This is a genomic window from Paracoccus jiaweipingae, from assembly GCF_044335505.1.
In the GTDB taxonomy this organism is placed as follows: Bacteria; Pseudomonadota; Alphaproteobacteria; order Rhodobacterales; family Rhodobacteraceae; genus Paracoccus.
The window spans coordinates 17,197-41,917 of the sequence record NZ_JBISBS010000004.1 but is presented as its reverse complement, the minus strand read 5'-3'; the positions used below and the strand labels follow the sequence as shown (position 1 = coordinate 41,917).

Annotated in this window: 23 protein-coding genes; 13 read left to right on the top strand and 10 right to left on the bottom strand. The window is 65.6% G+C overall.

Annotation, left to right across the window (positions count from 1 at the left end):
* Positions 1-109: 109 nt before the first annotated feature.
* Complete coding sequence (locus ACFXP9_RS08670; RefSeq protein WP_397209119.1) at positions 110-568, bottom strand: DUF3576 domain-containing protein; 459 nt, start codon at positions 566-568, stop codon at positions 110-112.
* Between the two features lie 273 nt (positions 569-841).
* Between ACFXP9_RS08670 and ACFXP9_RS08665 the strand changes: the two genes are divergently transcribed.
* Positions 842-1,834, top strand: coding sequence for a porin (locus tag ACFXP9_RS08665; protein WP_397210157.1), 993 nt, complete (start codon positions 842-844; stop codon positions 1,832-1,834).
* A gap of 68 nt (positions 1,835-1,902) precedes the next feature.
* On the top strand, positions 1,903-2,556 hold the full coding sequence (locus ACFXP9_RS08660; RefSeq protein WP_397209121.1) for a YggS family pyridoxal phosphate-dependent enzyme: 654 nt from the start codon (positions 1,903-1,905) through the stop codon (positions 2,554-2,556).
* Here ACFXP9_RS08660 and ACFXP9_RS08655 read toward each other — a convergent pair.
* Positions 2,547-3,080: a L,D-transpeptidase family protein gene (locus tag ACFXP9_RS08655; protein WP_397209157.1), complete on the bottom strand. Its 534-nt coding sequence runs from the start codon at positions 3,078-3,080 to the stop codon at positions 2,547-2,549. The genes ACFXP9_RS08660 and ACFXP9_RS08655 overlap by 10 nt on opposite strands.
* 11 nt (positions 3,081-3,091) lie before the next feature.
* Positions 3,092-4,156: a GTP cyclohydrolase II gene (ribA, locus tag ACFXP9_RS08650; protein WP_397209158.1), complete on the bottom strand. Its 1,065-nt coding sequence runs from the start codon at positions 4,154-4,156 to the stop codon at positions 3,092-3,094.
* Between the two features lie 147 nt (positions 4,157-4,303).
* Between ribA and ACFXP9_RS08645 the strand changes: the two genes are divergently transcribed.
* Positions 4,304-4,990 carry a response regulator transcription factor gene (locus ACFXP9_RS08645; RefSeq protein ID WP_397209122.1) on the top strand — a complete coding sequence of 229 codons (687 nt, stop codon included), beginning with the start codon at positions 4,304-4,306 and terminating at the stop codon, positions 4,988-4,990.
* Between the two features lie 175 nt (positions 4,991-5,165).
* Positions 5,166-5,957: an exodeoxyribonuclease III gene (locus ACFXP9_RS08640; RefSeq protein WP_397209123.1), complete on the top strand. Its 792-nt coding sequence runs from the start codon at positions 5,166-5,168 to the stop codon at positions 5,955-5,957.
* A 184-nt stretch (positions 5,958-6,141) separates the two neighbouring features.
* Here ACFXP9_RS08640 and nhaC read toward each other — a convergent pair whose 3' ends face one another.
* Entirely contained in the window at positions 6,142-7,686 is a 1,545-nt protein-coding gene (nhaC, locus tag ACFXP9_RS08635) for a Na+/H+ antiporter NhaC (RefSeq protein WP_397209124.1), read from the bottom strand.
* Positions 7,687-7,880: 194 nt separating this feature from the next.
* On the opposite strand from nhaC, the gene ACFXP9_RS08630 reads away from it, so the two are divergent.
* Genes ACFXP9_RS08630 through ACFXP9_RS08620 form a run of 3 tightly spaced genes read left to right on the top strand, consistent with a single transcriptional unit; the run spans position 7,881 to position 9,624 of the window.
* On the top strand, positions 7,881-8,792 hold the full coding sequence (locus ACFXP9_RS08630) for a tetratricopeptide repeat protein (RefSeq protein ID WP_397209125.1): 912 nt from the start codon (positions 7,881-7,883) through the stop codon (positions 8,790-8,792).
* Between the two features lie 2 nt (positions 8,793-8,794).
* Entirely contained in the window at positions 8,795-9,433 is a 639-nt protein-coding gene (locus ACFXP9_RS08625; protein WP_397209159.1) for an LON peptidase substrate-binding domain-containing protein, read from the top strand.
* Complete coding sequence (locus ACFXP9_RS08620) at positions 9,430-9,624, top strand: Trm112 family protein (protein ID WP_397209126.1); 195 nt, start codon at positions 9,430-9,432, stop codon at positions 9,622-9,624. The genes ACFXP9_RS08625 and ACFXP9_RS08620 overlap by 4 nt, the downstream gene beginning before the upstream one ends.
* Before the next feature lie 230 nt (positions 9,625-9,854).
* Here the strand turns inward: ACFXP9_RS08620 and ACFXP9_RS08615 are convergent, their stop codons facing one another.
* The gene (locus ACFXP9_RS08615) at positions 9,855-11,078 is read right to left on the bottom strand and encodes a UbiH/UbiF/VisC/COQ6 family ubiquinone biosynthesis hydroxylase (RefSeq protein WP_397209160.1); all 1,224 of its coding nucleotides are present in this window, start codon (positions 11,076-11,078) and stop codon (positions 9,855-9,857) included.
* Positions 11,079-11,205: 127 nt separating this feature from the next.
* On the opposite strand from ACFXP9_RS08615, the gene ACFXP9_RS08610 reads away from it, so the two are divergent.
* The 3 genes from ACFXP9_RS08610 to ACFXP9_RS08600 all read left to right on the top strand — a co-directional run bounded on the left by ACFXP9_RS08610 (position 11,206) and on the right by ACFXP9_RS08600 (position 16,514).
* On the top strand, positions 11,206-12,534 hold the full coding sequence (locus tag ACFXP9_RS08610) for an amidase (RefSeq protein ID WP_397209127.1): 1,329 nt from the start codon (positions 11,206-11,208) through the stop codon (positions 12,532-12,534).
* Positions 12,535-12,696: 162 nt separating this feature from the next.
* Positions 12,697-13,890, top strand: a complete 1,194-nt coding sequence (locus ACFXP9_RS08605; RefSeq protein ID WP_397209128.1) for an aminotransferase class I/II-fold pyridoxal phosphate-dependent enzyme — start codon at positions 12,697-12,699, stop codon at positions 13,888-13,890.
* Positions 13,891-13,892: 2 nt separating this feature from the next.
* Positions 13,893-16,514 carry a DNA translocase FtsK gene (locus tag ACFXP9_RS08600; protein ID WP_397209129.1) on the top strand — a complete coding sequence of 874 codons (2,622 nt, stop codon included), beginning with the start codon at positions 13,893-13,895 and terminating at the stop codon, positions 16,512-16,514.
* Positions 16,515-16,614: 100 nt separating this feature from the next.
* Here the strand turns inward: ACFXP9_RS08600 and ACFXP9_RS08595 are convergent, their stop codons facing one another.
* The gene (locus ACFXP9_RS08595; RefSeq protein ID WP_397209130.1) at positions 16,615-17,355 is read right to left on the bottom strand and encodes a sulfotransferase; all 741 of its coding nucleotides are present in this window, start codon (positions 17,353-17,355) and stop codon (positions 16,615-16,617) included.
* A 146-nt stretch (positions 17,356-17,501) separates the two neighbouring features.
* Positions 17,502-19,634, bottom strand: coding sequence for a malate synthase G (locus ACFXP9_RS08590; RefSeq protein WP_397209131.1), 2,133 nt, complete (start codon positions 19,632-19,634; stop codon positions 17,502-17,504).
* 90 nt (positions 19,635-19,724) lie between these two features.
* On the opposite strand from ACFXP9_RS08590, the gene ACFXP9_RS08585 reads away from it, so the two are divergent.
* Together ACFXP9_RS08585 and ACFXP9_RS08580 are read left to right on the top strand one after the other, a co-directional pair.
* Entirely contained in the window at positions 19,725-20,501 is a 777-nt protein-coding gene (locus tag ACFXP9_RS08585; protein WP_397209132.1) for an IclR family transcriptional regulator, read from the top strand.
* Positions 20,502-20,504: 3 nt separating this feature from the next.
* Positions 20,505-20,939 carry a VOC family protein gene (locus ACFXP9_RS08580; protein ID WP_397209133.1) on the top strand — a complete coding sequence of 145 codons (435 nt, stop codon included), beginning with the start codon at positions 20,505-20,507 and terminating at the stop codon, positions 20,937-20,939.
* Positions 20,940-21,093: 154 nt separating this feature from the next.
* Here the strand turns inward: ACFXP9_RS08580 and ACFXP9_RS08575 are convergent, their stop codons facing one another.
* On the bottom strand, positions 21,094-22,668 hold the full coding sequence (locus ACFXP9_RS08575; RefSeq protein WP_397209134.1) for an alkaline phosphatase D family protein: 1,575 nt from the start codon (positions 22,666-22,668) through the stop codon (positions 21,094-21,096).
* Between the two features lie 219 nt (positions 22,669-22,887).
* On the opposite strand from ACFXP9_RS08575, the gene ACFXP9_RS08570 reads away from it, so the two are divergent.
* Complete coding sequence (locus tag ACFXP9_RS08570; protein ID WP_397209135.1) at positions 22,888-23,484, top strand: LolA family protein; 597 nt, start codon at positions 22,888-22,890, stop codon at positions 23,482-23,484.
* A 33-nt stretch (positions 23,485-23,517) separates the two neighbouring features.
* On the opposite strand, the gene ACFXP9_RS08565 is transcribed toward ACFXP9_RS08570, so the two are convergent.
* Complete coding sequence (locus ACFXP9_RS08565; protein WP_397209136.1) at positions 23,518-23,904, bottom strand: hypothetical protein; 387 nt, start codon at positions 23,902-23,904, stop codon at positions 23,518-23,520.
* A 125-nt stretch (positions 23,905-24,029) separates the two neighbouring features.
* On the bottom strand, positions 24,030-24,614 hold the full coding sequence (locus ACFXP9_RS08560; protein WP_397209137.1) for a transglycosylase SLT domain-containing protein: 585 nt from the start codon (positions 24,612-24,614) through the stop codon (positions 24,030-24,032).
* Positions 24,615-24,721 lie beyond the last annotated feature (107 nt).

Here is a 24,721-nt window from a genome sequence, read left to right as displayed (position 1 = left end):
TGCATACGGGACGTTCTGGATGCATCTAACCGCCCGCGCGGGCGGGGTCCAGCGGGGGGCTGCCGAAAGGCCGCAGGCGCCGCGCCATGACGCGCGGTCGCGGGGCTGGTTACAGACGGCCGTCCTGAACGCGCAACTGGCGGGCGCGGGTCAGGATCGCGTCCTCGACCGCGCGGACGGTGCCGGGGGCGACCTTGCTGCCGCCGGCGCCCTCAAGCGACAGTTGCAGCGACCGCGCATCCAGCGCCGGGTCGGTCACGCGGATGGTGGCGCGATAGGCGCGGCCCCCGCCCGGCGGCGTGCCATAACCGGTCACGATGACGCCGGTGAACGGGTCCACCGTCTGAACCGGCAGAAAGTTCAGCACGTCCAGACTGGCGTTCCAGATATATTTGTTCACCGCGACGGTTTCGCTGGGGTTGCGGTTCTGGAACAGGTCCCAAAGCGTCGATTCGCGCTTTTCGGGCTTGGGCTGGGCAGGTTTCGCGCCCGAACCAAAGCCGCCGCAGGCGGCCAGGGCGCCGGTCAGCGCAAGGGCAAGGGTCAGGCGGGCGGCGCGTCGGGTCATCGAAACTTTCCCCAAGGATTTGTCCAGTTGCGCCAGAGATAGCCCGGAAGCCCCCCAAACGACAAGTATTTCTGTCAAATCGCCCCCGGCTTTGCAGGGCAGGGCGAAAAACCGGTCGGAAACAGGGGTGTGACCTGATTGCATCATGGTCGGTCCAGATTGACCACAGGGAACCGCTTTTCGTTGCAATGCACCCACGGAAACGTGAGATATGCCCTATACCCAAGCCGGAAAGCCGGTTGGGCAAACCAGAGAGACATGAGGGAACACGACATGAAAAAGGTTCTGTTCGCGACCAGCGCACTGGTCCTGGCCGCCGGCTTCGCTTCCGCTGAAGTTGCTGTTTCGGGTGATGGCCGTATGGGCTTCATCTATGACGGCGAAGACATGCAGTTCAGCAGCCGCGCCCGCGTGAAATTCACCCTGACCGGTGAAACCGATTCGGGCCTGTCCTTCGGCGGCGAATTCCGCGCCGACAACGCTGGCGACGCCAAAAAAGGCACCGCTGGCCACGTCTGGATCTCGGGCACCTACGGCAAGCTGGCCATGGGCGACGTCGCCTCGGCTGCTGAAGAAGCCATCGGTGACCTGTATTCGGTCGGCTACACCGACACCACCTTCGCCGGCGACGTGGAAGAGATCTTCTATCTGACCGCCGACGGTGAAAACACCGACCAAGGCCCGAACGCCCTGTATTCGTACAGCATCAACGGCTTCAACCTGTATGCCTCGATGAGCGACGGTTCGGCTGCTGTCTGCACTGACGGCGTCACCGGCACCCTGGGCTGCAACCGCGTTGCCGACGACAAAACCGACATGGCCTGGTCGCTGGCCGCCAACTATGACCTGAACGGTTACAAAATCGGTCTGGGCTACTCGAAGCACGGCGACGCTGAAGAAATCGTTCTGGGCGGCGAAGCCACCTTCAACGAAGTCAGCGTGAAAGCCATCTACGCCGACTACAGCGATCGCGCTTACAACGTGTCGGCGCTGGTCCCGGTTCTGTCGTCGGTCGAACTGGACCGCACCTTCGGTCTGTCGGCGAAATACGACATGGCCAATGGCGTTGGCATCCAGGGCTTCTGGCGTCGTGACGAAGTCAGCTATGTCACCGCGGCCAACGTGAAAGGCGACGAAGACTTCGACAGCTTCGGCATCGGCGCTTCGTACGACCTGGGTGGCGGCGCGACCCTGGCCGGCGGCATCGTCGACACCGACTATCTGGACGACACCGTTGCCGACTTCGGTATCAAGTTCAAATTCTGATCTGACGATCAGTCTGGACTGGAAGAGCGGGCCTTGCGCCCGCTCTTTTCTTTTGGAACGGTGCGGATATGGGACTGACTGATATCATTTCGCGGATGACCGCCGCCGCTGTGGCCGCCGGTCGCGCGCCCGGCGTGGTGACGCTGATCGCGGTCAGCAAGGTGCAGCCGCATGACCGCGTGCGGGCGGTGCTGGAACAGGGCCAGCGGGTTTTCGGGGAAAACTATGTTCAGGAAACGCAGGCAAAATGGCCCGACTGGCGGCTGCGTTTCCCGGATGTGCGGGTTCATATGATCGGGCCGCTGCAATCGAACAAGGGCAGACTTGCCTTTGACCTGTTCGATGCCATCCACACGCTGGACCGTCCGTCGTTGGTGTCGAAACTGGCGCGGCTGGCCGACCAGCAGGGGCGCTGTCCCGATCTGTTCGTGCAGGTCAATACCGGGGCCGAGCCGCAAAAGGCCGGTATCCTGCCCGATGACCTGTCCGGTTTCCTGCGGCAGGTGCGCGATTCGGGGCTGGCCCCGCGCGGGCTGATGTGCATTCCGCCCGACGGGCAGGACCCGCGCCCGCATTTCCGCATGTTGCGGGGGCTGGCGCATGATCACGGCCTGCCCGACCTGTCGATGGGCATGAGCGCCGATTTCGAAACCGCCATTGCCGAGGGCGCGACCCATATCCGCGTCGGCAGCGCGATTTTCGGCGCCCGCGACTATACCTGAGACGTGGCATCACCCCTGATCCGGGTGCCGGCATATCGGGGCAGCGATGCGGGCACGATCAGCCTTGTGCCGGGGCGGGCATGGCGGGCCAGCCAGATCAGGTTGCGCCGCGAAAACGCGATGCAGCCCGCCGTCGGCCAGTCGCGCCGCCGCCATTGATGCAGAAAGATCGCAGACCCCTTTCCCGGACGGGCCGGGATGTTCCAATCGGTCAGCAGGACGATGTCATACAGCGGATCGCCACGGTGCAGGCGCTCATGGCTGGCGTCAAGCGGACGCCGGGTGGCGCGGTTATAGGCCGGGTGGTCGGGCGCATCGCACCACAGGTCGGACGGGCCGATCGCCCTGGCCCAGGCCGCCGGACGCGGCAGCCGGTCGGCGCGATACAGGGTGCCGGTGATGCGATGCGTGCCTGCGGGGGTGGCGCCGTCGCCCTCGGCCTTGTGGCGTGTGATGCCGCCGCGACCGATCACGCAGGGCAGCACACGCCCGCGAAAGCGGATGCCGCGCGGCGTCAGCACCATATCGTCGCGGGTCACAGCAGATGGCCCGATTTCGCCGCCTTGGTCGCCAGATAAGCGGCGTTGAACTTGTTGCGGTCGACGATCAGCGGCACCCGTTCCGTCACATTGATGCCATGATCGCGCAGCATGTCGATCTTGCGCGGGTTGTTGGTCAACAGCCGCACCGTGCCAATTCCCAGCCGCCGCAACAGCGCCGCGCCGATGCGGAAATCACGCTCGTCATCCTGAAACCCCAGCCGGTGATTGGCCTCGACCGTGTCAAATCCCTGATTTTGCAGGGAATAAGCGCGCATCTTGTTGGCCAGCCCAATACCGCGCCCTTCCTGATTCAGATACAGCAACACCCCGCCACCAGCCTTGGCCATGGTGTCCAGCGCGGCGTGCAGCTGGGGGCCGCAATCGCATTTCAGGCTGCCCAGAACGTCGCCGGTGAAGCAGGCCGAATGCAGCCGCGTCAGCACCGGGTGGTCCGGGTCGGGGGTGCCGACCTCGATCGCGTAATGTTCGGTGCCGCCATCGTCAGGGCGATAGACATGCAGGCGGGTGACCTCGGACGCGGAGATGGGCAGGTTGGCGGCGGCCACCGGCATGAACGCGGCGGCACGGGTCAGTTCCGTCAGCGTGGCGCTGGCGGGGATGCTGGTCAGGCCCGGCATGTCGGGCGCCGCCACCAGCAGGACCGCAGGCAGCAGCTGTGCCGATTTCGCCAGCGCCAGTGCGGTGCGCGCGGCGGTCGGGTCGCCCGCGCGCAGCGGATGCAGCGGGGTTTTCAGCGGATAGTCCAGATCCAGCGCCGGATCGGCCAGCCCGCGCAGCCAGTCCAGATCGGCCCGCGCCGCGATGCGCAGCAAATCGCCGTCATAAGCGGCGGTTTTCAGCGTCTGCGCCCGGCGATCGGTCAGCGCCAGTTCGGCCGGTCCCAGCGCCATCAGCGCGGTCAGGCGATCAGGGGTCAGGGTCTCGACCGCGGCGGCCAGCCACGCGCCTTGCGGCGTGGTGATCCGCACCGGCAGGCCGATGCGCAGATCGGCACGCGCGCGCGCGATCTGTTCGGTCAGGGTGGGAATCAGCCCCATCATGGGCGGGTGCCCCGTGTAACAAACTGAAACATAAAGCCCCTTTTTCACACCTTCGCGTGAGAAATCTTTCAGTTTCGCCATCTGCGCTTGCCGCGCGGCGGTTGGATGATCACCTTGCCGTCAAACAACTGACGGAGGCAAGTCATGGCAGGTTTGAAAAAGATCCTTCTGGTCGATGACGAAGAGGACCTGCGCGAGGCGCTGGCCGAGCAACTGGTCGCGACCGAGGATTTCGACGTATTCGAGGCCGGATCGGGCGCCGAGGCGGTGGAAAAGGCCAAGGGCCAGATCTATGATCTGGTGGTGCTGGATGTGGGCCTGCCCGACACGGATGGCCGCGAATTGTGCAAGCGGCTGCGCAAGCAGGGCGTGAAATGCCCCATCGTCATGCTGACCGGCCATGACACCGATGCCGACACCATTCTGGGTCTGGACAGCGGTGCCAATGACTATATCACCAAGCCGTTCAAATTCCCTGTTCTGCTGGCCCGGCTGCGTGCGCAGCTGCGCACCCATGAACAGTCCGAGGACGCGATCTTCCAGCTGGGACCGTATACGTTCAAGCCGTCGATGAAGATGCTGGTCGACGCAAAGGACCGCAAGATCCGTCTGACCGAAAAGGAAACCAATATCCTGAAATTCCTGTATCGGGCGCAGGATGGCGTGGTGCCGCGCGACACCCTGCTGCACGAGGTCTGGGGCTATAACGCCGGGGTCACCACCCATACGCTGGAAACCCATATCTATCGCCTGCGCCAGAAGATCGAACCCGATCCCGGTAATGCCCGCCTGCTGGTGACGGAATCGGGCGGTTACCGGCTGGTGGTCTGAAAAAAATCCCACCGCCGGGAACCGGATTCGCGGCGGCGGGGTTGTGACCCCGAAACCCAGTGGCCGGTGGATGCGGCCACATCCCTCCCTGTCTCGACTGGCCCCGGCGCAAGCCGGGGTTTTTTCTTGCCCGCCGCGCCGCTATGTCAGGGCAACCGGAAAGAAGGAGGCCGCGATGTTCACGCTGGCGACATGGAATATCAACTCGGTCCGTTTGCGGCAGGCGCTGGTCTCGCGACTGATGACCGAAGAGGCACCCGACATCCTGTGCTTGCAGGAATGCAAATCGCCGGTGGACAAGATCCCGGTCGAGGCGTTTCGCGCGCTGGGATATACCCACATGGTCGCGCGGGGGCAAAAGGGCTATAACGGCGTCGCGATCCTGTCGCGCCTGCCGCTGCGTGATGCGGGCGAGCGCGATTATGCCGGTCTGGGCCATGCCCGCCATGTCGTGGCTGAACTGGAAAACGGGGTGCGTATCCACAATTTCTATATCCCCGCCGGCGGCGATATTCCCGACCGCGAACAAAACCTCAAATTCGGCCAAAAGCTGGATTTCCTGACCGAGATGCGCGACGTGTTTCACGTGGAACGCCCGGAAAAGACCATCATCGTTGGCGATTTCAACATCGCCCCGCGCGAGGATGACGTCTGGTCGCACAAGCAACTGCTGAAGGTGGTCAGCCACACCCCGGTCGAGGTCGAGCATCTGGCCCAGGTTCAGGATTCGGCCAACTGGGTCGACATTACCCGCAAGGACATCCCCGACGGTCAGCTTTACAGCTGGTGGTCCTATCGCGCGCGCGACTGGGATGCCGCCGATAAGGGGCGGCGGCTGGATCACATCTGGGCCACGCCTGACATCGCCAGTGCCGGCCATGCCAGCCGCATCCTGCGCCCGGTGCGGGGCTGGGAACAACCCTCGGACCATGCGCCCGTCTTTGCCAGTTTCGACCTGAAAACCTGAGGCGCGGAAAGGGGCGCTGCCCCTCGGGCCTGCGGCCCTCACCCCGAGGTATTTGGAACAGGCGCGAGGTGGGGGCCGGGCTTCTTCGTTGTCCAAATACCCTGTCACGGACTGACCGCGGGTGGGGCCATCAGAAAAGGGCGGACCACCGCGGCCCGCCCTTTTGCGTTCAGGGGTGTTGTCGTCAATGCGGCGGCTGGTGGGCCATCACCTCTTCGACCAGTTTTTCATCGGCCAGATGGTGATCGCCAAGGTCCATCACATGTTCGTCCTGACGGTCCCATTCGGCGCGTTCGGCATCGGTCGCCCGCGGCGAGAACAGGCCGGTGATGGCATAGAAAATGCCGATCAGCGGCGACAGCCAGCAGGCAAAGGCCAGCGGGATATACATCAGGTTCTGCAATTCGCCATCCATGATACCCAGACCCAGCGCCGAGATCACAAAGGCACCGCCCGCGTTCCACGGAATCAGCGGCGACATCAGGGTGCCGCCCTCTTCCACGGCGCGCGACAGGTTCAGCGTGGAATAGCCCATGCCGCGATACAACGGGCTGAACATCCGCCCCGGCAGCGCGATCGAGATATAGGGATCGCCCGCGACCACATTGGTGGCAAAGCTGGTGGCAATGGCCGAGGTCTGGACCGCGCCAAAGGATTTCACCCGCGCCACGATGGCGTGAATGATCGCCTCAAGGCAGCCGGTGCGTTCCAGCGCCCCGCCAAAGCCAAGCGCGATCAGCATCAGCGAAATGGTCCACATCATCGACTGGATGCCGCCCTTGTTCAGCAGCGTGTCGATATCGGCGATCCCGGTTTCGATCTTGTAGCCGCTTTGGGCATAGGTGAACACGTCATGCAGCCCGGCACCCTGATAAAAGATCGCGACCACGCCACCGACCAGCACCCCCAGCAACAGCGACGGCAGCGGCGGCTGACGCATCACCGCCAGCACGATCACCACCAGCGCCGGGATCAGTGGGATGAAGCCAAGGCTGAAATCGGCCTGCAATTCGGTGGTGATTTTGGTGATGTTTTCAAAGGTCGCGCCCGCCGGTTCGATAAAGGCGTAACCCGCCACCAGATAGATCACCAACGCGATCAGCATGGCCGGCACGGTGGTCGGCATCATGTTCTTGATGTGGTCGAACACATTGGTGCCGGTCACCGCCGGCGCCAGATTGGTGGTGTCCGACAAGGGCGAGATCTTGTCACCAAAGAACGACCCCGACACGACCGCGCCAGCAGTCCACGCCATCGGCACGCCGAACCCCGCGCCGATACCCATCAGCGCCAGCCCGACGGTGCCGACCGTGCCCCAGCTGGTGCCAAGGCTGACCGACACGACAGAACACAGGATCATGGCCGCAGCCAGAAAGATCGACGGGTTCAGCAGCGTCAGCCCGTAATAGATCAGCGTCGGCACGGTGCCCGATGCGATCCAGACGCCGATGATCATGCCGACCACGATCAGCACCGACAGCGACGGCATAGAGACGTGGATGACGTGAAAAATGCCTTCGCGGATGTCGAACCAGCTTTGGCCCCGCATCCACCCCAGCATCGAGGTGATGGCAAGCCCCAGGATCAGCGGGATATGGGGCGTGAAATCGTCGTAATAAAACAGCTGAAGCGCCAGCAGACCCAGCGTCAGAACCACCGGCAGCAGCGCCAGCCACAGCGGCGGCAGGCTGCGCGGCCCGTGGGTTTCGGTATCGGGTGAGATGCTCAAGACTGTCTCTCCGTAGTTGTGAATAGGTAACATAATGTGACCTATTTATAACACGAAAATGTGTGAAACCCAAGCCAGCGGTTGTGCCGTCGCGGCGCGCGCCGGAAAACGGCCGGTTTCATGACCTCTTGGCGAGGGGGGCGTGGCGTTCCTATATGGGGGGCAAGCCGATACTGGACCCAAGGATTGATCCCATGCTTCTGACCGACAAAGCCGCCAGCCAGCCGCAGCCTGCCGACTATATCAAGGACGTGACCGAGGCCGATTTCATGGCCGAGGTGATCGAGGCCTCGATGCAGCGTCCGGTCATTGTCGATTTCTGGGCGCCGTGGTGCGGGCCGTGCAAGACGCTTGGCCCCGCGCTTGAGGCCGAGGTCACGCGCGCCAAGGGCAAGGTCGCCATGGCCAAGGTCAATGTCGATGAAAACCAGATGATTGCGGGCCAGTTGCGGGTTCAGTCGATCCCCACCGTTTATGCCTTTTATCAGGGTCAGCCGGTCGATGCGTTCCAGGGTGCGATCGCGCCGTCCGACATCAAGGCTTTCGTGGAAAAGCTGGTTCAGATGGGCGGCGATGATGGCGGGCTTGGCGCCGCGCTTGAGGCCGCCGAACAGATGCTGGACGAAGGCGCCGCTGGCGACGCCGCCGAAACCTTTGCCGCGATCATCGGGGAAGAACCGGAAAACCCCGCCGCATGGGGCGGGCTGATCCGCGCCCGTCTGGCCGCCGGACAGGCCGATCAGGCGGAACAGGCCTTGAACGACATTCCCGCCGCCATCGCCACCGCCGGCCCGGTCGAGGCCGCCCGCGCACAGCTGGAACTGGCGCGTCAGGCAGCCAGCGCCGGCCCGCTGGACGATTTGCAGGCGCAGGTTCAGGCCGACCCTGCTGACCATCAGGCGCGGCTGGATCTGGCGCAGGCGCTTCATGCCAGCGGCGATGTGCAGGGTGCCGTTGACCAGTTGCTGGAAGGGTTCCGCCGCGACCGCGACTGGAACGACGCGGCCTTCAAGACCCGGCTTCTGACCATTTTCGACGCCATGAAACCGACCGATCCGATCCAGCAAAAGGGCCGCCGCCGGTTGTCCTCGCTGATCTTTTCGTGACCATGGCGGGGCTGAAAAAGCGCGGCTTCGACCTGCCCGAGGCGCTGGCGCTGTTCCCGCTGCCCGGCGCGGTGCTGTTGCCGCGCGGGCGTTTGCCGCTGCATATTTTCGAACCGCGTTACCTGCATATGGTCGAGGATGTGCTGAAAACGCCGCACCGGCTGATCGGGATGATCCAGCCGATGGGCGAGGGGTTGTCCGGCATCGGCACGGCGGGCCGCATCATCGGCTTTTCCGAAGAGGATGACGGCCGCATGATGATCCAGCTGCGGGCGGTGTCGCGGTTTCGGCTGGTCTCGGCGCAAGAGGGCTTTACCCCCTATCTGCGCGGTCAGGTCGACTGGGCCGGTTTCGCCCGCGACGAAGGCCCCGAGGAAACAGACCCCGGTTTTGACCGCAAATCCTTTGTCGCGCGGCTGTCGCGGTTCATGGCCCTGCGCGAGCTGTCGACAGACTGGAACGCGCTGGAAGAGGCCGCGGACGAGGTGCTGATCAACGCGCTGTCCCAGCTTTTGCCCCTTGACCCCGAGGAAAAACAGGCGCTGTTGCAGGCCCCGACCCTGACCGACCGTCGCAAGGTGCTGGATGGGCTGATGGAATACGCGCTGCTAAGCAGCGATGGCGAGGAGACCGTGCAATGACCGACACCCCCACCCCGGCGTTTGACCGCCACATGCTTGAGGCGCTGGTCTGCCCGGTGACGCATACCACGCTGCGCTATGACGCCGCGCGTCAGGAACTGGTGTCACAGGCGGCGGGGCTGGCCTTTCCCATCCGCGAAGGCATCCCGATCATGCTGGTGGACGAGGCCCGCCAGATCAAGGCCGACTGACCCGGCACGGGCCGTGGCGCACCGCCCGTGTCGCGCTGCAAGCCCCGCCCGTGTCCGTCAGCGCATCAGCGGCGGCGGTGTCAGCATCACACTGCGCGGGCCGACAGCCATTGCGGCAATGCCGTGGCGCCCCGCCCGCCCTGGGGCGCAGATCCGGCCTTGTGACCATCAGGGCGCGGGCTGGTGCGCTTGACGGGGCGCGCGGGACGGGCGCGGCGTCAAAGCGGGTGTCAGGGTGCCCGCCCGGTCAGCAGTTTCGGCATCGGGTCCATCGTCAGCCCCGCCGCCTGCCGCATAAAGCGGCGGCGCAGGCCGGGCAGCGCGTCAACCAGCCCCATCCCCAGCCCCCGCGCCGCGCGAAGCAGCGGGTTATCGTTGGAAAACAGCGTGTTCACGCCATCCATCCCCAGCGCCAGCAAGGTGGAATCGAACCGCCGCCAGCCCTGGTAACGGTTCAGCGTGACCGCATGGCCGATGTCTTCGCCCCGGCGATGGGCGTCGATCACGCATTCCGCCAGCGCCGCCACGTCGCGCAGCCCAAGGTTCAGCCCCTGTCCGGCAATCGGGTGAACGCCATGCGCGGCATCCCCGATCAGCGCCACCCGGTCGGCCACATAATCATTGGCCAGCGTCAGATTCAGCGGATAGGAAAAGCGCGGCCCGGCCAGCCGGATCTGGCCCAGAAAATCACCAAATCGCGGGCGCAGCAGGGCCAGAAAATCGTCATCCCCCAGCGACAGCGCGTATTGCGCCTGATCGTGGGGCTGTGACCAGACGATGGAACTGCGATTGCCCGGCAGCGGCAAAATCGCCAGCGGCCCGGTCGGCATAAAGAATTGCCACGCCGTCGCGTCATGGGGCTTTTCGTGGTCGATGGCGGCGACAACGGCGGTCTGGCCGTAATCATGCCCGCTGCGGCGGATGCCCGCGCGTTCGGCCACGCCCGATTTGCGCCCATCCGCGCCGACCAGCAGCGCCGCAGACAGGCTGTGACCGTCTGACAGGGTGATGGTGACGCCGCCGGGACCGACCTGTTGCCCGGTCACTGATGTGGCGGGAATATGCGTGACCTTACCTGCCATCGCCGCCAGCAGGGCGCGATACAGGAACCGGTCCTCAAGCATATAGCCGACGCGGCCTTCCTCGATCTCGGCGCCGTCGAAATGCAGGCCGAAGGGACCGGCGCCCTGACCGGCGTGACCGTCCACGGCGCGCACCTGACGGATTTCCTGCGCATGGGGGGCCAGATCGCGCCACAGCCCCAGCGCCGCCAGCAACCGCTGCGAGGCCAGCGCCAACGCATAGGCGCGGCCATCGAAGGCGTCACCGGCGCGGGTGTCGGCGGGTCGGGCGTCGATCACGGCCACCGACAGCCCGGCCTGCGCGCAGGCCAGCGCCAGTGCCGGGCCATTCAGGCCACCGCCCGCGATGATAATGTCAAAGTCACGTTCCATGCCGGCAATCTGGCGCGTGCCGGGGCGAAAGTCCATGCGGCATCGCGGCCCCGCGCGCTTGTCGCGCCTGCTTGTCGTGCGGGGCAGGCCGGGTTAGCCTTGCGCCGCATATCAACGGGGGGTGGCGATGGACTGGCTGACGGCAGGCGCGGCGGAACAGGGGCAGGCGATCATGGCGGGGCTGGTCTCGCCCGTGGATCTGGCCGAGGGGTATCTGGCCGCGATTGACCGCCACCCCTATGCCGACCGCATCTATGCCTGCGTCACGCCCGAAATGGCGCGGGGTCAGGCGATGGCCGCGCATGACCGCGCCCGCGCGGGCCTGCGCCGCAGCCTGCTGGATGGCGTGGCGATCAGCTGGAAAGACAATATCGACATGGCCGGGCAGGTCACGCAGGTGGGCAGCCGCCTGCTGGCCGGGCGCAAGCCGCCGCGCGATGCCGATATCGTGGTGAATGCGGGCGGGCAGGGGCTGGTCGCGCTTGGCAAGACGCATATGACCGAACTGGCCTTTTCCGGGCTTGGCATCAACCCGATGACCGCGACCCCGCCCAATGCGCTGGACCCCGCGCTGGCGCCGGGGGGGTCGTCATCGGGGGCCGCGGTGTCGGTGGCGCTGGGTCTGGCGGCGGCGGCGGTGGGGTCTGACACCGGCGGCTCGATCCGGGTGCCGGCGGCGTGGAACGGGCTGGTGGGGTTCAAGCCCACGCAGGGGGCGGTGCCCCCGGCCGGGGTGGTGCCGCTGTGCCGGCGCTTTGACGTGGCCGGCCCGCTGGCGCGCACGGTTCAGGACTGTGCCCTGCTGTTTGCCGCGCTGACCGGGGGCCGGGTGGTCGATCTGGAGGGGGCGGCACCGCGCGGCCTGCGGCTGATGGTGCTGGACGGCGTGCCCTTCGATCAGGCGCGCACGGCCCCGGTCGCGGCGTTCGGGGACGCGGTGGCGCGGCTGGCGCGGGCCGGGGCGGTCATCACCCATGCCGCCCCCCAGGCCGCGGCGCGGGCGATGGATGTCGGCAGCCCGCTTTTCGCCCCCGAAGCCTATGCCGAGTGGCGCGACCAGATCGAGGACGCGCCCGATCTGATGTATCCGCCGATTCTGACCCGGTTCCGGGGCGGGGCGCAGATGTCGGCGGCGGATTACGTCGCGCGCTGGCATGACCTTGACCGCGCCCGCGCCGATTGGGCCGATGCGGTGGCCGGGGTCGATGCCGTGATCCTGCCGACCGCGCCGATCCTGCCGCCCGATGCGCAGCGGCTGGTCGACGACCCGGAATTTTTCACCGCCGAAAACCTTTTGACCCTGCGCAATACCCGCATCGGCAATGTGCTGGGGCTGCCCGCGATCACCATTCCCACCGGGCACCCGGCCTGCGGGCTGATGGCGCTTGGCGCGGCGGGGGGCGACCGGGCCTTGCTGCGCGTCGCCGCCGGGGTCGAGGCCGCGTTGCGCGGCTGACACCGCCGCTGCCGCCGCACCCGGCCACCCCCGACCTGCACCACCCGCCAGCCCCGCGCCGCGAAAATCGCCCGCGATCACGGCTGCGTGCTGGACGCAGCGCCGCCATTTGGCTATCTTGCCAGAAAAAGCGGGGCAAAAGACCCCGAAAGCGAGGCAGCCATGGCACCCCCCGAGCGGTTTTCAAACCTGCCGGAATATGCGTTTCCGCGCCTGCGGGCGCTGCTGTCGGGTATCAGACCCGGCGGCCCGCTGGTCCGTCTGACCATCGGGGAACCCCGTCATGCCTTTCCCGACTGGGTGGCGGGCGTCATGGCCGACAGCGTGGCCGAACTGGCGAAATACCCCCCGAACGAAGGCACGCCGGAACTTCTGGACGCCATCAGCGGCTGGATTTCGCGCCGTCACGGCATCACCGTGCCGCCCGCGCAGATCACCGCGCTGAACGGCACGCGCGAGGGGCTGTTCAACGCCGCTATCGCGCTGTGCCCTGAAACCAGGGCGGGGGGCCAGCCGGTGGTGCTGATCCCGAACCCGTTTTATCAGGTCTATGCCGTTGCGGCGGCGGCGGTCGGCGCGCAGCCGGTTTTCGTGTCGGCCACCGCCGGAAACGGCCATCTGCCCGATTTCGGCGCGCTGGATGCCGATACGCTGGACCGCACGGCGATTGCCTATGTCTGCTCGCCCGCGAACCCGCAGGGCAGCGTTGCGGATGCGGCGTATCTGGAACGGCTGATCGCGCTGGCGGACCGGCATGATTTCCTGATCTTTGCCGATGAATGCTATTCCGAGATCTATCGCGACACCCCGCCCCCCGGTGCGCTGGCCGTGGCCCATCGCATGGGGCTGGCTGACCGGGTGGTGATGTTCAATTCGCTGTCGAAACGGTCGAACCTGCCGGGGCTGCGGTCCGGCTTTGCCGCTGGCGGGGCCGACGCGATTGCCCGTCTGCGCCAGTTGCGCAGCTATTCCGGGGCGCCGCTGCCCTTGCCGAACCAGCGCGTCAGCGAACGCGCCTGGTCGGACGAGGATCACGTCATCGCCAACCGCGCGCTGTATGCTGAAAAATACGCGATTGCCGACCGGATCTTTGGAAATGTGGCCGGGTATCAGCCGCCCGAAGCGGGGTTTTTCCTGTGGCTGCCCGTCCCCCCCGCCATTGGCACCGGCGAGGACGCGGCCCGCACGCTGTGGGCGCAGACCGGCATTCAGGTGCTGCCCGGTGCTTACCTGTCGCGCAATGTGGACGGGGTGAACCCCGGCGAAAACTATATCCGGGTGGCGCTGGTCGCCCCGGCTGACGAAACCGAGGCGGCCCTGACCCGCCTGAAAGATTGCATTTACCCGGAGGGCTGAGGATGGCGAGCTGGCAGGCAAAACATCGCGACCCGCTGTTTGACCAAAGCACACAGGCGGCGCTGGAACGGCGTGGCAAGGAACTGGCCGGGGCGGCGCTGGTTGTTCTGGGCGCGCTGATCGCGATGCTGCTGGCCAGCTATTCCCCCGATGATCCCAGCTTTCTGGCGGCGACGGATGCACCGGCCACCAACCTGCTGGGGCGGGTCGGGGCCTATATCGCCTCGCCCCTGATGATGATTGCCGGGCTGGGGGCCTGGGGGCTGGTCGTGGGCGCGGTCGTCTGGGGCATCCGCCTGATGCTGCACCGGGGCGAGGACCGCATCATGCGCGGCGCCTTCCTGCCGATCTGGGTGGCGCTGTTGTCGGTCTATGCGACCTCGATGCTGCCGCCGGCGGGGTGGGCCGAAACCTATGGGCTTGGCGGGCATTTCGGGGACATGGTGATGGGGGCGGTGCTGAACCTGATGCCGTTTTCCGCCAGCGCCGGAATCAAGGTCGCGACGGTGATCGTGGCGGTGATCGGGCTTGGTTTTGGGGCCTTCGTTCTGGGCTTTGACCGTGGCGAATTGCAGGCGATTGCGCGGTTCCTGCGCAACGGGCTGATGACGGCGGCGGCGGTGTCGCGGCGGGTGCTGGGGCGCGGGGTGCGGGCCTCGGGCCATGCGGCGGCGCGGATGCGCGCGGGCGCGCAGGCCCGCAAATCTGCCCGCGCGGACAGGGCGGTTCCGGGCGACCCGGCCAGCCTGACCCCGGCTGCGCCACAGGCCGCGCCGGTCGCGCCCCGGCTGGACCTGCCCGACTGGCAGGACGATCAGGACGATGTGCTGGAATCCGAACTGATCGAGCCATATCGCGATTACGACGACGAAGACCCCGATCCGGCACAGATCAGCGCCCGCATTCACGAAGCGGTGGAAAGCCACCGCCACGACCACCCCGAGGGGCGGATTTCGGTGCTGAAATCGGTGACCGCGCGGCTGACCGGGCGCGAGGCCGCGCCCTTTGCCGCCGACCGCCAGCCCGCGATTGGCCTTGAGGCCAGGGCACCGGCGCCCTCGCGGCAGGCCCGCACCGAGGCCGAGCCGCAATTGTCCTTTGCCGATCAGCACAGCGATTACGAAAAGCCGCCGCTGTCGCTGTTGGCGGCACCGGAAACCGTGGCGCGGTCACCCCTCAGCCAGGAGGCGCTGACCGAAAACGCCCGGATGCTTGAGGCCGTGCTGGACGATTACGGCGTCAAGGGCCAGATCACCGCCGTCCATCCCGGCCCGGTCGTCACCCTGTACGAGCTGGAGCCCGCGCCGGGCCTGAAGGCCAGCCGCGTGATCGGTCTGGCCGATGATATTGCGCGGTCGATGTCGGCGCTGTCGGCGCGGGTCAGCACCGTGCCGGGGCGCAGCGTGATCGGGATCGAACTGCCCAATCAGCGCCGCGAAAAGGTTCTGTTGCGCGAAATTCTGGCCGCCCGCGCCTTTGGCGACACGCCACAGCCGCTGCCACTGGCCTTGGGCAAGGATATCGGCGGTGAACCCGTGGTCGCCAACCTTGCCAAGATGCCCCACCTGCTGATCGCGGGGACGACCGGTTCGGGGAAATCGGTGGCGATCAACACCATGATCCTGTCGCTGCTTTACAAGCTGACGCCGGATGAATGCCGCCTGATCATGATCGACCCCAAGATGCTGGAACTGTCGGTCTATGACGGTATTCCGCATTTGTTGTCGCCGGTTGTGACCGACCCGAAAAAGGCCGTCGTGGCCCTGAAATGGGTCGTCGGAGAGATGGAAGACCGTTACCGCAAGATGTCCAAGATGGGCGTGCGCAATATCGAAGGCTTTAACCACCGCGTCCGCGAGGCGCTGGCCAGGGACGAGATGTTCAAGCGCACCGTCCAGACCGGCTTTGACGAGGATACCGGCGAGCCGATCTTCGAGACCGAGGAATTCGCCCCCGAAACCGTGCCCTATATCGTCGTCATCGTCGACGAGATGGCCGATCTGATGATGGTCGCGGGCAAGGAAATCGAGGCCTGCATCCAGCGTCTGGCCCAGATGGCGCGGGCGTCGGGCATTCACCTGATCATGGCCACCCAGCGCCCCTCGGTCGATGTGATCACCGGGACGATCAAGGCGAACTTCCCGACCCGGATCAGCTTTCAGGTCACGTCCAAGATCGACAGCCGCACCATCCTTGGCGAGCAGGGGGCGGAACAGCTGCTGGGGCAGGGCGATATGCTGTATATGGCGGGCGGGTCGCGCATCACCCGCGTCCACGGCCCCTTTGTCAGCGACGAAGAGGTCGAGGAGATCGTGAACCACCTGAAAAGCTTTGGCCCGCCCGATTACAAATCCGGCGTGGTCGAAGGCCCCGAGGATGAACGCGCCGGCGATATCGACGCCGTGCTGGGGCTTGGCAGCGGTGCCGATGGCGATGACGCGCTGTATGATCAGGCGGTGGCAATCGTGGCCAAGGACCGCAAGTGTTCGACCAGCTATATCCAGCGCAAGCTGGCCATCGGCTATAACAAGGCGGCGCGCATCGTCGAGATGATGGAGGATCAGGGCGTGGTCAGCAGCGCCAACCATGTCGGCAAGCGCGAAGTGCTGATCCCCGAGGTCTGAAGCCCCCGGCCACAGCGCCTGTGGTGGGCCGGGTCAGGTATTTATGACAGAAGCGAGGCAAGCAGCGCGTTCCACCGGACGCGCCGTTTTGTGTGGCGGATCAGCGGTTCTGTTTGGCAAGCCAGCGGTCGTGGATGTGATCCGGGATCAGGTGCCGGCATTCCTGCGCCACATGCATTTGTTCATCGACGGGGCGCGGGTTGCTGGCCGGGGTGCTGTTGACATTGATGTTCAGCGTCTTGTCGTAATCATCCGGCGTGATCCCGGCCAGACCGGCCAGATAGGCCCTGGTGTCGGGGTCGCGGATCACGTCCTCGAGCCACAGCAGGCGGCCACGTTCGGCATAGCCCTCGGTGTTGCGTTTCCATGTATGCAGGAACTGGTTCAGCGAAATCGGCCAGTCGGTCGGGGTGCTGCGCCACGCATCGGCGGGGTGGCGGGTCAGGAAGACCGGTTGCATGGCCGGAAACGCGGCTTGCAGGATGTCGACCAGCTGCGGCGGCAGGTTGACCTCTTTGAAGCCGGTGCGGATGCCGTCCTGCGGGGGGTAAAGCCCGTCCACAAACGCGCGGGCCGCAGCAACCGTCGCGGCATGGATAAAGCGCGGCGCGGGGGCCAGACAGGAAATATCCTGCGCGGGGTCGCGGTCCTTCAGCCATGAATCGCGATACCCGCGCGAGGCGTCGGAAAACTTCATCGCCTGCGCCTGCATTCCCAGAACCTTGACCAGCGCCTGCCCGGCCTCGCCCCACATCATGGTGTGGGGATTGGTGTTGAACAGACGCTGCACCAGCGTCGAACCTGTCCGTTGGGTGGCTGCGAAAATAACGAAATCGACCATGGCTTACCTTACCGAATGCTCATGGTGTCTTAGTAGAGGGATGGCGCGCGGACAACTCGGGAAAGGTATGTTTTCGGCGGGGTTGCGGGAAATCGCTGCGTCCGCTGGTCGCGGCCCCCGGCGTTGCGGGGGCCGCTTTGGCCTGATCAGGCCTGCAGCTTGGCGCGGCGGCGTGCGTCATGCAGCAGCGGCTCGGTATAGCCCGAGGGCTGGGTCGCGCCCTGCACGATCAGGTCGCGCGCGGCGGTAAAGGCCGGCCCGTCAAAGCCGGGTGCCATCGGGCGATAGGCCGGGTCGCCCGCGTTTTGCGCGTCGACCTTGGGGGCCATGCGGCGCAGCGCGGCCTCGATATCGTCCTGGGTGATGATGCCATGCATCAGCCAGTTGGCCAGATGCTGTGCCGAAATCCGCAGCGTGGCGCGGTCCTCCATCAGGGGGATGTCGTCGATATCGGGCACCTTGGAACAGCCCACGCCCTGATCGACCCAGCGCACGACATAGCCAAGGATCGACTGACAGCTGTTGTCCAGCTCGTGCCGGATCTCGGCCTCGGACAGGTTGCGGCCCGCCAGCAGCGGCAGGGTCAGCAGCGCATCGCGGCTGGCCTTTTCGCGCGATGCCATCTGGTCTTGCAGCGCCGCCACGTCGACCTGATGGTAATGCGTCGCGTGCAGGGTCGCCGCGGTGGGCGAGGGCACCCAGGCGGTGTTGGCGCCCGCTTTGGGATGGCCGATCTTCTGGTCCAGCATTTCGGCCATGGCGTCGGGTTTGGCCCACATGCCCTTGCCGATCTGGCCCTTGCCCGCCAGCCCGGCGGCCAGCCCGGCATCGACATTGCCGGCCTCGTAGGCGGTCAGCCATGCGCTGGATTTCATCTCGGCCTTGGGGACCATAGGGCCGGCCTGCATCGAGGTGTGAATCTCGTCCCCGGTGCGGTCCAGAAAGCCGGTATTGATGAACACACAGCGATCCCGGACCGCCGCGATACAGGCCAGAAGGTTGGCGGATGTGCGGCGTTCCTCGTCCATGACCCCCAGCTTGACGGTATTGCGGGGCAGGCCCAGAAGGTCCTCGACCCGGCCATAAAGCGTGTCGGCAAAGGCGACCTCTTCGGGGCCGTGCATCTTGGGTTTGACGACGTAAACCGACCCGGCGCGGCTGTTGCGCGGACCGCTGGTTTTCGCAAGGTCATGCATGGCGGCGGCGACGGTGACGGCGGCGTCCAGCATCCCCTCGGGCGTTTCCTGACCATCCAGCAGCACCGCGTCGGTGGTCATCAGGTGGCCGACATTGCGCACCAGCAGCAACGCCCGGCCCGGATGGCTGACAGGCTGGCCCTGCGGGTCAAGAAAGTCGACATCCGGGTTCAGGCGCCGGGTCATGGTCTGGCCGTTCTTGTCAAAACTTTCCGCCAGATCGCCGGTCATCAGCCCCAGCCAGTTGCTGTAAACCGTGACTTTATCTTCGGCATCGACGGCGGCGACGGAATCTTCACAATCCTGAATGGCGGTCAGGGCGCTTTCCAGCACCACATCCGCGATGCCCGCCGGGTCGTCGCGGCCGATCGGGCTGTCGGGGTTGACGACAATGCGGATCAGCAAGCCGTTCGCGCGCAGGAACACATCGCCACTGTCGGTATAGCCCGCGAATTGCGCAGGGTCCGCCAGCCCGCTGTCAACCGGGGTGGTGACATGCAGCACCCCGTCGCGCACCGCCAGCGCCCGAACATCGGCCCATGACCCGCCCGCCAGCGGCACCACGCGGTCCAGATGCGCGCGCGCCCATGCGATGACCTGCGCCCCGCGTTTGGGGTCATAGCCCTTGCCACTGGCGCTGCCTGCGATGGCGTCGGTGCCATACAGCGCGTCATACAGGCTGCCCCAGCGCGCATTGGCGGCATTCAGGGCAAAGCGCGCATTCATCACCGGCACCACCAGTTGCGGTCCGGCGATGCTGGCGATTTCGGGGTCGACATTGGTCGTGCCGATCTTAAACGGGGCCGGGTCAGCCTGAAGATAGCCGATATCGGTCAGAAACGCCTGATAGGCCGCCGCATCGAAAGGCTGGCCGCGATGGGCGCGGTGCCAGTCGTCGATCTGGTCCTGCAACTGCTGACGCCGGGCCAGCAGCGCCGCATTCACCGGCATCAGGTCGCGCAGCATCGCGGCATAGCCCGACCAGAACGCATCAGCGGTGACGCCGGTCAGCACGCGATCCTCGATCAGCCTGGCAAGGGGGGCGGCCACTGACAGGCCGTGGCGGGTGACATAATCGGTCATGGGACTCCTCCGGTCTTTGACAGAAAGGTAATGCGCGCGGCGCCGGGATGTGAGAAAATGGAAAAAGTTTTCCACGATACGGAAAGTGCCATGAGCGATGCGAAATCCGGCGTGCAATCTGTTGGCCGTGCGCTGACCCTGCTGCAATTGCTGTCCGCCGCTGACGAGGGGCTGCGCCTGTCCGGGATCGCGCGCGAGGCCGGTCTGGCGTCATCGACCACGCACCGGCTGTTAACCACGCTGGAACAGCACGGCTTTGCCCAGTTCGAACCCGAAACCCAGCTGTGGCACGTGGGCCGAGAGGCGTTTGCCGTCGGGGCCGCCTATGGCCGGCGCCGCAATTTCGTCGCCGCCGCGCTGCCGTTCCTGCGCCGGTTGCGCGATGCCACGCGCGAAACGGCCAATCTGGGCATTCTGGATCACGACCAGCTGGTGACGGTCAGTCAGGTCGAAAGCCGGGAAATCATGCGCGCGATTTCGCCGCCGGGGGGGCGGGTGCCGGTGTTTTGTTCGGGCATGGGCAAGGCCATTCTGGCGACATGGCCCGATGCCGATATCGCGGCTTTGGCACAGCGCGTCGGCCTGCACCCGATGACACGCCACAGCCTGCGCGACATCGGTGCCGCGCTGGACGACATCCACGCCATCCGCGCCCGCGGATACGCGATTGACGATGAAGAACACGTCACCGGCCTGCGCTGTCTGGCGGCGGTGGTGTGGTCGCCGCAGGCCGAGGCCGCCTGTGCCATCTCGGTCTCGGGGCTGGCGGCGCGGCTGACCGATGCCCGCATTGCCGCGCAGGCCGCCCATGTCACCACCATCGCGGCGGAACTGACCGCCGCGCTGGGGGGACGGCGGCCAGACTGAACCATGACCAGCACGAGGGAACAGATGGAAACCCGCTTTCACCTTGCCTGTCACGTCGATGACCTGACCAAAGCCCGCGCCTTTTATGGCGGTGTTCTGGGCTGTGCCGAGGGGCGCAGCACCGAAAGCTGGGTCGATTTCGACTTTTTCGGCCATCAGATCAGCCTGCATCTGGGGGCGCCTTTCGCCACCACCGATACCGGGAAGGTCGGGGATCATCTGGTGCCGATGCCGCATCTGGGCGTGGTGATGAAACAGGCCGATTGGCAGGCGCTGGCCGACCGGCTGGTCGCGGCGGGGGTGGATTTCGTGCTGCCGCCGCAGACCCGCTTCAGCGGCCAGCCGGGCCAGCAATCGACGATGTTCTTCCGCGACCCCTCGGGCAACCCGATCGAGGTCAAGGGGCTGGCCGACTGGCAGGGGCTTTTCGCACGGTGATCGCGCCTGTCGGTGTCGGCGCGGGCCGGACGGGGGCCTGTGCGGCCCCCGGACCCCCGCAGGATATTTTCCCCAAGATGAAACCGGCGGGGCTTTCGCCTTGGCTCAAATATCCTCGGGGGGTGTGGGGGGCAGACAGCCCCCCGCTTGCGCCTTATGCGGTTTCCGGGTCCAGCGTGACGGACCACAGCTCGGCATCGCCGCGATCCATCAGCCGCACTTTCATTTGCGCGGTGGCGGCGTCGATATCGACCAGGCCAAAGAACTGCATCCCCTCGGAGGGCGGCAGGTTGACGCGGCCTGCCTCGGGGGCTTTGACAAAGCGGACCTCGGGGCCGAAGGTCATGTCCAGATCGTTCGGGCCAAAGGTGCCGGCGTGCAGCGGGCCGGACACGAATTCCCAGAACGGGTTGAAATCCTGAATCGCCGCGCGGTCGGGGCTGTAATGATGCGCCGCGGTGTAATGCACATCCGCCGTCAGCCAGACGGTGTTGACGATCTTCTGGTCGCGGATAAAGCGCAGCAGATCCGCGAATTCCAGTTCGCGCCCCAACGGCTTGCCGTTATCGCCATTTGCGACGGCCTCGACATTCTTGACATCACCGACCTTGTCCCAGACGCACAACCCGATGGGCATATCGCAGGCGATGACCTTCCACGTCGCTCGTGACGCCTTCAGCGCGGTTTTCAGCCAGTCCATCTGTGCCTTGCCCAGAATCTGGGAGTCGGCGGTGATGTCGGTCTGCATCCCGTCGCTGTTGGCCCCGCGATAGCTGCGCAGGTCAAGGAAGAACACGTCCAGCAGCGGGCCATAGGCGATCTTGCGATAGACGCGGCCCGGCTCGGCCGGGGTATAGCTGATCGGCGTCATCTCGTGGAACGCGCGGGCGGCGCGGGCGGTCAGCAGCGGCACCGATTTTTCGGTATAGCGGTCGTCATCGGTCAGGTCCTTGCCCGGCGACCAGTTATTGACGACTTCGTGGTCGTCCCACTGGAAGAATGTCGGCACCATGGCTGACATGGCCTGAACGTGGCGGTCCATCTGGTTATATTTCCAGCGCCCGCGGAATTCGTCGATGGTTTCCGCGACCTTTGTCACCTCGGGGATCAGGACGGTGTTTTTCCAGATGCCGGTTTCGGTTTCGGTTTCAGGCTGCATCGGGCCGTCGGCATAGATGGTGTCGCCGGAATGGATGAAGAAATCCAGTTCGTGCCGGGCCATGGTGGCATAGGTGACCATGCCTTCGTCATCAATGCCCCAGCCCTGCCCGGCGGTATCGCCCGACCACGCAAAGCGGATATTGCGGCGTTCGGTCGGGGCGGTGCGGAACTGGCCGGTGACGGGTTCGCTGGTGGCGTTGCTGTCGGTCAGGTCGGTGGCGGTAAAGCGGTAAAAGATGTGCTGGTCAGCGGGCAGGTCGGTCAGCAGGCATTTCACCGCCATGTCGCCTTCGGGCAGGGCGTTCAGCATGGCGACCTGACGGGCATCCCTGAACGATTCGGTGGTGGCGACCTCCAGCGCGATGCGCGCGGGGCGGTCGGCGCGGGTCCAGACCACGCCGGAATGCGCCCGCACATCGCCCGACTGAACCCCAAGGTCAAAGACCGGGCGGCTGGCGGCGCGGCTGATGGCAGGCAGGGCCAGCGCGGCGGATGCGGCGATGCCGGTTCCCAGCAGGTGGCGGCGGGTCAGGCCCGGTTTCGGGCGGCGGGGCAGGATCAGGGTCATGTTTGGTCTTTCCGGTCAGGTGGGTCAGGCCATCTGCCCTAAACCATCTGCATGACAGCACGGTGTCGGCGGGGCGACAGTCATGTGATGGCGGGTATGTCGGGGGGGGGTGCGATGCCGGGCGGTGGCGGGAACGCTTGCACATATGTCAGCGTTGGGGGGCGAAGGCTTGCCGATATGTGATGTGCAAGTCGCCGTAAAAACAGGCATGATCCCGGCATGAAACTTGCATCCCTCGCCCTTGCGCCCGTCCTCGCCTTTGGTCTTGCCGTTCCGGCAATGGCCGACAAGATCCCCCTGAACGAGATCAGCCGTTACCTGAACGGGCTGAAAACCGCCGTGGCCGATTTCACGCAGGTGAATGGCGATGGCACCATCTCGACCGGGAAAGTGTATATCCACCGTCCGGGGCGGGTGCGGTTCGAATACAAGAATGACGCCACGCTGGTGCTGGCCTCGGGCGGGCAGGTCGCGGTGTTTGACAAGAAATCGAACAGCGGCGCGCAGCAATACCCGCTGTCGAAAACCCCGCTGTCGATCATTCTGGCCGATAACGTCAATTTGGGCCGGGCGAAAATGGTGACCGGCTATGGCGAGGTCAAGAACGCCACGGTGGTCACGGCGCAAGACCCGGCGCACCCGGAATATGGCAATATCCAGATGAAATTCACCGCCAACCCGACCCAGTTGCGCCAGTGGATCGTGACCGATGACAGCGGCACCAAAACCACGGTGGTGTTGGGTGACATGCAGACCGGCGTGGCCATTCCGCCGTCGAAATTCGTCATCGCGAACGAGGTTCAGCGCCGCAAATAAGCCAAGGGGGCCGCGATGGCCCCTTTTTCCACCTCAGGACAGCACCCGCGACAGGCTGGCCAACAGCGCCAGCGTGTTCAGCGCCGTGACCCCGACCGCCGCCCACCGCCAGCCCCCGACAGATGGCGTGCGCAGCGCCACCCGCGTCACCGCGACCAGCAGGAACAGCGCAAAGCCGCACAGAACCGCCAGCCACAGCCCAAGCAGGGCGGTCTGCGCACGGGGCGGAATCGCCACCATCTGTGGCAGCAGCAACAGGATGATGGTGACCGGCACGATCAGCAGCGCGGTGCCGAAATTGCCGATCCAGAACGTGTCGCCAAGCGACAGCCGCGCCGACAGCAATTCGGCAAACCAGCGCGGGGTGAAATAGCGGGCGCGGTCGGATTGCAGCGTGGCAAAGCGCGGATCGGGGGACATGCGGCACCTTTCGGGCAGGGATGTTCCCCTTTTGCCAAGCCCGGCGGCGCGCGTCCACCGCCCGCCCCGCGACCCGACGACGCGGGGCAGGGGCAGGGGCAGGGCGCGGCGGGGCTGTGGGGGCGTCAGGCCTTGCCGCAGGCCACCAGTTGCGCGCGATACAGCGCCGCGCGGTTTTGCACCTTGCCCGCGACATTCAGCAGCCAACCCTTGGCCAGATGCGAGCCGCGGGAATAGCCGCCGCGCCCCTCGTGATAGGCCAGATACTGGTTGCTGGCATCCCATTTCGAGATCCCCAGCCGCCGGCTGGTGCCATCCATATACCAGCCCATGAAATCGGTGGCATCGCGGATGTCGTCGCGCTTGGCGCGGCGGTTACCTGATTCCTTCAGATATTCCTCCCATGTGCCGTCCAGCGCCTGGCTGTAGCCATAGGCGGAACTTTGGCGCCCCAGCGGAATGATCCCCAGCGCAAAGCGGTGCGGGGTCTTGGCATTGCCGATGAATTTCGATTCCTGATGGATCGACGCCATCTGAACATGCACCGGCACCCCCCAGCGCCGTTCGGCGGATTTCATCGCGCGGTAATAGGCCGGACGTTCCGCCGTGATCGCGCAGGCATCGTCCAGATTGCTGGGGGCGCGATATTTGCCCCCGCCGCCGCAAGATGCGACCAGCATCACGATCGCCAGTTTCAGAAATTTGTTCATGCTGCCTTGCCTGCTTGGCCCCCTGCCGGGGCTGTGGTTGGTCGTTGCGGCGATTTTATCGCAAAAGTTGCGCATGTAAAACGGCACGGCACAGATTGGCCGGCATC